This window comes from Kineococcus gurbantunggutensis (genome assembly GCF_050871925.1).
Lineage (GTDB): Bacteria > Actinomycetota > Actinomycetes > Actinomycetales > Kineococcaceae > Kineococcus.
On sequence record NZ_JBJLSG010000208.1, the window covers coordinates 1 to 6993 of the forward strand.

Here is a 6993-nt window from a genome sequence, read left to right on the forward strand (position 1 = left end):
CCGGGACCGTTCACGGTCCCGGGCCCCCGCGCGTGCACCGGCGGCGCCGGCCCTCAGCGCAGCGGCAGGCCCGGCAGCAGCTCGGGGCGCTCGCGGTCCAGCTCGCGCAGGTCGATCAGCGAGGGCACCGCCGCCACGTGCCCCGACGCCTCCGCGTCCTCCGCGGCGCGCAGCAGCACCTCCAGCACCCGGCGCACCAGCACCGGCTCCTCCGCGCTCGTGGCACCGGCGTGCTCCAGCACCACCTCGTCGCACGTCACCACGTGCTCGGAGCGGGCACCGCCCGAGGTCGTCAGCGTCGCCGCGTAGCGGTGCTCCCCGTCGGCCTGCACGTCCACCTCACCCATGCCGCGCACCCTCTCAGAGCGCCAGACCCAGCGCCAGCAGGGCGCCCGCGGCCAGCTCCAGCAGCCCGGTGTCCTTCAGCACCGGGATCAGGTCCCGGCCCGTGGCCCCGCCCAGCACCGTGCGCAGCGGCCGCACCGCCAGCGGCAGCGCCAGCAGCACCAGCAGCGCCGCCGGGTGCCGCGGCACCGTCGTCAGGGCCGCCGCGAAGCCGCCGGCGACCAGCGCGGCGAACAGCAGGCGGGTGCGCCGCTCCCCGAGGCGCACCGCCAGGGTGCGCTTGCCCGCCAGCGCGTCGGTGGGCACGTCGCGCAGGTTGTTCGCCACGAGGATCGCGCACGCCAGCAGGCCCACGCAGAACGCCCCGGCCAGCGCCGCGCCGCCGGCGCGGTCCGCCTGCACGTACGTCGTGCCCAGCACCGCGACCAGGCCGAAGAAGACGAAGACGAACACCTCGCCCAGCCCCGCGTACCCGTACGGGCGCCTGCCGCCGGTGTAGTACCAGGCCGCCGCCACCGACGCCGCCCCCACCAGCAGCAGCCACCAGTGCCCGCTCAGCGCCACCACCGCCAGCCCCGCCAGCCCGGCCACCGCGAAGCACGCGAACGCCGCGTCGCGCACCGTGCGCGGCTCCGCGGCCCCCGAGCCCACCAGCCGGAAGGGCCCCACCCGGTCCGCGTCCGTGCCGCGCACCCCGTCGGAGTAGTCGTTGGCGTAGTTCACGCCCACCTGCAGCGCCAGGGCCACCACCAGCGCCAGCACCGCCGGCACCGCGGCGAACCCGCCCAGCGCGGCGGCCGCGCCCGTGCCCACCAGCACCGGCGTCAGCGCCGCCGGCAGCGTGCGCGGCCGCGCGGCCGACACCCACTGCGCCGCCGTCGGGCGCCGCCCGGGCGGCGAGGAGGCCGGCAGGGGCACGGGGGAGGGGGGCAGGGGTTCAGCGGGGTCCGGCACGAGGGTCCATCGTGCCAAGCGCCGCACCCGGTCACCCGCCGAGGGTCACCCGGGCGGGTGCTCGCGGTCCCCCGCGGCCCAGGCGCGGGCCCGGGCGCGAGAGCACGGGACCCGGCGCGGAGGGCTCAGAGCCCGCGCAGGAAGTCCTCGTCGTCGTCCGGCCCCTTGGGCCCCGGCCGGCGCCCCGGCGGGGTGCGGCGCCCCACGGCCCCGGCCGCCGGCCGCCCCGCGACCACGTACGCCAGGCCCCCGGCCAGGGGGAAGAACAGCACCAGCAGCAGCCAGCCCCACTTGGGCAGGTTGCGGACCTCGCCCTCACCGGCCTGCACGATGCTGACCACGCAGTAGACGGTCAGCGCCAGCACGAGGAGCACCGGCAGCACGCTGCGCACCGCTCCCACCTCCTCCTCGGGTCCCGTCACTGGAACCCCGTCGTCGAGCTACCCCGTCACGACGAACGGGGGGCGCGGTCCGTTCCCCCGGCGCGCGCGGCGGCGTCGCGCAGCGCGGCCCGGTCGGGCTTGCCGGGCCCGCGCAGGGGCAGCGCGTCGAGCAGCAGGAGCTGGCGGGGGGCGGCGTGGGCGGCGAGGCGCTCGCGGACGGCGGCGCGCAGCCCCTCCAGGGTGGGGGTGGCGCCGGGGGCGGGGACGACGGCGGCGACGACGCGCTGGCCCCACTCGGCGTCGGGCACGCCGACGACGACGGCCTCGGCGACGCCGGGGGCGGCGGCGAGGGCGTCCTCGACGAGCGCGGGGGCGACCTTCAGCCCGCCGGTGGTGATGAGGTCGTCGAGGCGGCCGGTGACGCGCACGAGCACCCCGCCGCCCGCCCCGCCGCCCGTCCTGCCGTCCGTCGTGGACCCGTCGCGCTCGAGGGCGGCGGCGTCGTCGGTGCGGAAGGTGCGGGTGCCGTCGGGGGCGGTGCGGAAGGCGGGGTGGCCGGGCAGGCCGCGGTAGCCGCGGGCGACGACGGGACCGGTCAGGGCCAGGCGCCCGTCGTCCTCCAGGGCGGCACTCACGCCGTCGAGGGGGCGGCCGTCGTAGACGCAGCCGCCGCACGTCTCGGACATCCCGTAGGTGGTCACCACGCGCACGCCGGCGGCGCGGGCGCGGGCCAGCAGGGGGGCGGGGGTGGCGGCGGCGCCGACGAGGACGGCGGCGTAGGCGGTGAGCGCGGCGGTGGCCTCGGCGCCGGCGTCGAGCAGGCGCACGAGCTGGGTGGGCACCAGGGAGGTCAGCAGCCGCGGCGCGGTGGCCGCGGCGGTGGCGGCGGCGAAGGCGGCGGGGTCGAAGCCGCCAGCGGTGTCCACCACGACGGGCTCGGTGCCGGCGCGCACGGAGCGCAGCAGCACCTGCAGGCCGGCGACGTGGTGGGCGGGCAGCGCCAGGACCCACTGCTCGGCGCCGGTGCCGGCGGCCGGGCCGGCCAGGCGGCGGGCGGTGGCGTCGGCGGAGGCGCGCAGGGCGCCTGCGCTGAGCAGGGCGCCCTTGGGGGTGCCGGTGGAGCCGGAGGTGGCGACGACGACGGCGGTGGGGTCGTCGGGGTCGTCCTCGCCGGGGGCGAGCGCCTCGCCGGTGCGCAGGGCGGGGTGGGGGGCCTGCCCGGCGGCGTGCGGGTGCCAGGCGGCGTCGGAGCGGCCGGCGAGGGCGTCGGCGAGCAGGGGCAGCAGCTCCAGGGCGCGCGCGCCGGCGGGCACGGGCAGGGCGCGCAGCGCCCGGGGCGCGGGGACGGCCACCCGTGGAGCGTAGGCGGGCCGGCGCCGCGGGGGGCCGGCCGGGGGCCGGGCGGGTGGCGCCGTGACCGAGGGGGTGGAGCGGATCCGCCGTCCGCGGTGAGAGAATCACCCTGCGTCTGGCCAGGGTGACTGCGCGTGCGTCACGCTGCTCCCGGCGCAGGACGTCGAGCGTGAGTGCTCCATTGAGCGTGACCACTCGTGATCGGAGTGTCAGGATATCCGGGCTCGCGCTGGGTAGGGGGTACGTGACGGTGAGCACCACGGTTCCGGACCGGCGTCCGCCGGCCAGCGTCGGCTACGACGCGCTGGTCGCCCTCGCCGCCGTCTGCGCCGCCGTCGTGGCCGCGGTCGGCTTCGCCCGCCACGCCGACGCCGAGGCGCTGCGCCTGCTCGGCTGGTGCCTGCTCGTCGGCTTCCCCCTCGTGCAGCTCATGACCCGCTTCCCCTTCCCGGTGAGCACCAAGCACGCCGGCGTCGAGGTGCAGTTCGACGTGGGCGTGCTGGTCTTCCTGCTGTGCTTCGCGCCGCTGTGGACGGCCTGGCTCGCCTGGGTGGTCTGCGTCGTCCCGACCAACCTGCTGCAGCGCAAGAGCTGGGTCAGCCGCGTCTTCAACGCCTCCATCGGCTCCCTCTTCGCGCCCGTCGCCGTCGGCGTCCTGCACCTGCTCGGCGCCGAGGGGGAGGGCAGGGCCGTCGCCCTGCACGGCGACCTGCGCGAGCTGCTGCACGTGACCCTGGCCGTCGCCGCCGTCTTCGTCGTCGACCTGCTCGTCTCCGCCGTCTCCGTCGCCCTGCAGGAGCACACCACCGTGCGCTCGGAGCTGGCCCACGGCGGCACCTGGCTCGTCGGCGGCGCCTCCCTGGCCGTCGGCGCCGTCGGCTACCTCGGCGGCCTGGTGGAGGAGGAGATGCCCGACTGGGCGGCGGCCCTGCTCGTCATCCCCATGGTCATCACCATGATCGCCACCCGCGCCATGCGCACCACCCGCGACGTCGCCCGCCGCACCGAGGCCCTCTTCGAGGCCGCCACCGCCCTGCACACCCAGGGCCGGCGCGCCGACCTGGCCCGCGCGCTGGCCAAGCACGCCCGCATGGTCGCCGGCACCCCCGCCGCCACCGTGCGCTCCGTCGGCCCCGGCGAGGGCGAGATCGGCGTGCCCGTCGTCGCCGGCGACGGCCTCGTCCTCTACGTCACCGCCCCCCAGCACCGCGACGCCGCCCAGCGCGCCGGCGACGAGAAGGCCCTGGAGGCCCTCGCCTCCGTCGGCGAGGCCGCGTTCTTCCGCGTCGGCGCCAACGAGGAGATGCACGGCCTCGCCCGCCGCGACGTCGTCACCGGCCTGCCCAACCGCCTGCAGTTCACCGAGCGCCTCGCCCTGGAGCTCGAGCGCGCCCGCGCCGCCGGCCACCTCGACCAGCTCGTCGTCCTCTACCTCGACCTCGACGGCTTCAAGGGCGTCAACGACCGCTTCGGCCACGACGCCGGCGACGAGCTGCTGCGCCTGGTCGGCACCCGCCTGCGCGACACCCTGCGCGGCACCAGCACCGTCGCCCGCCTCGGCGGCGACGAGTTCGCCGTCCTCGCCCCCCGCTGCCTCGACGTCGAGGGCCTGTGCCGGCGCGTCCTGGCCGCCCTGCGCGTCGAGGTCCGCATGCGCGGGCACGTCGTGCGCGCCCAGGGCAGCATCGGCTGCGCCCGCGCCCGCCCCGGCGACGACGTCGGCACCCTGCTGCGCAACGCCGACACCGCCATGTACCGCGCCAAGGCCACCGGCAAGAACCGCTGGGTCGAGTTCCGCTCCGAGCTCCTCGAGGAGGAGATCGCCCGCCTGCAGGTCATCGAGGACCTCCAGCAGGCCCCCGCCGACGCCTTCGTCGTGCACTACCAGCCCATCGTCGACCTCACCACGTCCGACGTCGTCGGCATGGAGGCCCTCGTGCGCTGGCGCCGCGACCGCACCGACGGCAGCGAGCCCCTCGTCGGGCCGGAGGAGTTCATCGGCCTCGCCGAGCGCTCCGGCACCGTCGTCGGCATCGGCGACGCCGTCCTGCGCACCGTCGCCCGCGACGCCGCCGACGTCCAGCTCCACGCCGGCCGCGGCCTGGACCTCATGGTCAACGTCTCACCCGTGCAGCTGCGCCACCCCGACTTCACCACCCGCGTCGCCGCCGCCGTGCGCCAGACCGCCGCCGGCGGCTGCCGGCTGCACCTGGAGATGACCGAGAGCGTCATGATCGACGACGACACCGTCGAGATGCTCCGCGAGCTCGCCGACACCGGCGCCGCCCTCACCATCGACGACTTCGGCACCGGGTTCTCCTCCCTCGGCTACCTGCGCCACCGGCCGTTCTCCTCCTTCAAGATCGACCGCAGCTTCGTGCGCGACATCGCCACCGAGCCCACCGCCCGCGCCCTCGTCGAGGGCATCGTGAAGATGGGCCTGGCCCTGGGCCTGTCGATCGTGGCCGAGGGCGTCGAGGACGCCGAGCAGGCGCGCATCCTGCGCGAGATGGGCTGCCCGCTGGCCCAGGGCCACCTCTACTGCCGCCCCATGCCGCTGGAGCAGCTGCGCACCTTCCTCGGGGGGACGGTGGCCAGCCCCCTCATCGCCTGACGCGGGTCTGCCGGTCCCTCGGTCGGGGTGCGTCCGCGTTGTCGGGTTGCGACGGGTGCTCGGGGTGGGTGCGTGGCCCGATCCGGCCCGGCTAGGTGCACGACCGGGCGCAGGGTCACCGGGAAGGGCGGAGGGGAGGCCGCGCGACCGGGCGTCCGGAGCCCGCCCCGCGCACCCGGGCGTGGCGGTGCACTCGGCGGCGGGCGGAGAGCCCGGACGCGCGGTCACCCCGCAGCCCGGGCACGAACCCGGCACAGGGTTCCGGGGCTCCCGGGGCGCTCAGAAGTACCAGGGGAACGGCGACCAGTCCGGCTCGCGCTTGCCGAGGAAGGCGTCGCGCCCCTCGACGGCCTCGTCGGTCATGTAGGCCAGGCGGGTGGCCTCGCCGGCGAAGACCTGCTGGCCGACCATGCCGTCGTCGACGGCGTTGAAGGCGAACTTCAGCATCCGCTGGGCGGTGGGGGACTTGCCGTTGACCTCGGCGGCCCACCGCAGGGCCGTCTCCTCGAGGTCGGCGTGCGGGACGACGGCGTTGACCATGCCCATCTCGTGGGCCTGCTGGGCGGTGTAGGGGCGGCCGAGGAAGAAGATCTCGCGGGCGAACTTCTGCCCGACCTGGCGGGCGAGGTACGCGGAGCCGTAGCCGGCGTCGAAGGAGCCGACGTCGGCGTCGGTCTGCTTGAAGCGGGCGTGCTCGGCGCTGGCGAGGGTGAGGTCGGCGACGACGTGCAGGGAGTGCCCGCCGCCGGCGGCCCAGCCGGGCACGACGGCGATGACGACCTTGGGCATGAACCGGATGAGGCGCTGGACCTCCAGCACGTGCAGGCGCCCGCCCTCGGCCTTGACCCGGGCGGCGTCGACGGTGTCGGCCGTGTCGCCCTCGGCGTACTGGTAGCCGGAGCGGCCGCGGATGCGCTGGTCGCCGCCGGAGCAGAACGCCCACCCGCCGTCCCTGGGGCTGGGGCCGTTGCCGGTGAGCAGCACGCAGCCGACGTCGGGGGTGCGGCGGGCGTGGTCGAGGGCGCGGGCGAGCTCGTCGACGGTGCGCGGGCGGAACGCGTTGCGCACCTCGGGGCGGTCGAAGGCGATGCGGACGGTGCCGCGCTCGCGGCCGGGGCGCACGCACCGGTGGTAGGTGACGTCGGTGAGGTCCTCGAAGCCGGGCACCTCCGCCCACGCCGAGGGGTCGAAGGTCTCGCTCACACCGTCCAGGGCCGACACCCCCCCGACCCTACGACCCCCTCCGCCGGCCCCCCGCGCGCCCGCCCCTGCCCGGACCACCTCTCCCTCGCGCGTCCCCCCGCCCCCGCCCCTCCTGCGGTGATCAAGGAAGTTGCCACTTCC

General features: G+C 77.1%; 6 protein-coding genes. 1 reads left to right on the forward strand and 5 read right to left on the reverse strand.

Translation table 11 applies throughout. The features are described 5' to 3' along the window. Window positions 1-53: 53 nt before the first annotated feature. From ACRYR7_RS23200 to menE, 4 genes are all read right to left on the reverse strand, one after another. Window positions 54-347 (reverse strand): hypothetical protein, encoded by a 294-nt coding sequence (locus ACRYR7_RS23200; protein WP_432574551.1) that lies wholly within the window; start codon window positions 345-347, stop codon window positions 54-56. A gap of 13 nt (window positions 348-360) precedes the next feature. Then, a complete protein-coding gene (locus ACRYR7_RS23205; protein ID WP_432574560.1) occupies window positions 361-1278 on the reverse strand; it encodes a 1,4-dihydroxy-2-naphthoate polyprenyltransferase in 918 nt (305 codons plus the stop codon). A gap of 146 nt (window positions 1279-1424) precedes the next feature. Continuing rightward, entirely contained in the window at window positions 1425-1691 is a 267-nt protein-coding gene (locus tag ACRYR7_RS23210) for a PLD nuclease N-terminal domain-containing protein (RefSeq protein ID WP_432574553.1), read from the reverse strand. 56 nt (window positions 1692-1747) lie between these two features. Further along, complete coding sequence (gene menE / locus ACRYR7_RS23215; RefSeq protein WP_432574554.1) at window positions 1748-3034, reverse strand: o-succinylbenzoate--CoA ligase; 1287 nt, start codon at window positions 3032-3034, stop codon at window positions 1748-1750. Between the two features lie 251 nt (window positions 3035-3285). Between menE and ACRYR7_RS23220 the strand changes: the two genes are divergently transcribed. Continuing rightward, the gene (locus tag ACRYR7_RS23220; RefSeq protein ID WP_432574556.1) at window positions 3286-5649 is read left to right on the forward strand and encodes a putative bifunctional diguanylate cyclase/phosphodiesterase; all 2364 of its coding nucleotides are present in this window, start codon (window positions 3286-3288) and stop codon (window positions 5647-5649) included. A gap of 279 nt (window positions 5650-5928) precedes the next feature. Here ACRYR7_RS23220 and ACRYR7_RS23225 read toward each other — a convergent pair whose 3' ends face one another. Then, the gene (locus ACRYR7_RS23225; RefSeq protein WP_432574558.1) at window positions 5929-6870 is read right to left on the reverse strand and encodes a 1,4-dihydroxy-2-naphthoyl-CoA synthase; all 942 of its coding nucleotides are present in this window, start codon (window positions 6868-6870) and stop codon (window positions 5929-5931) included. Window positions 6871-6993 lie beyond the last annotated feature (123 nt).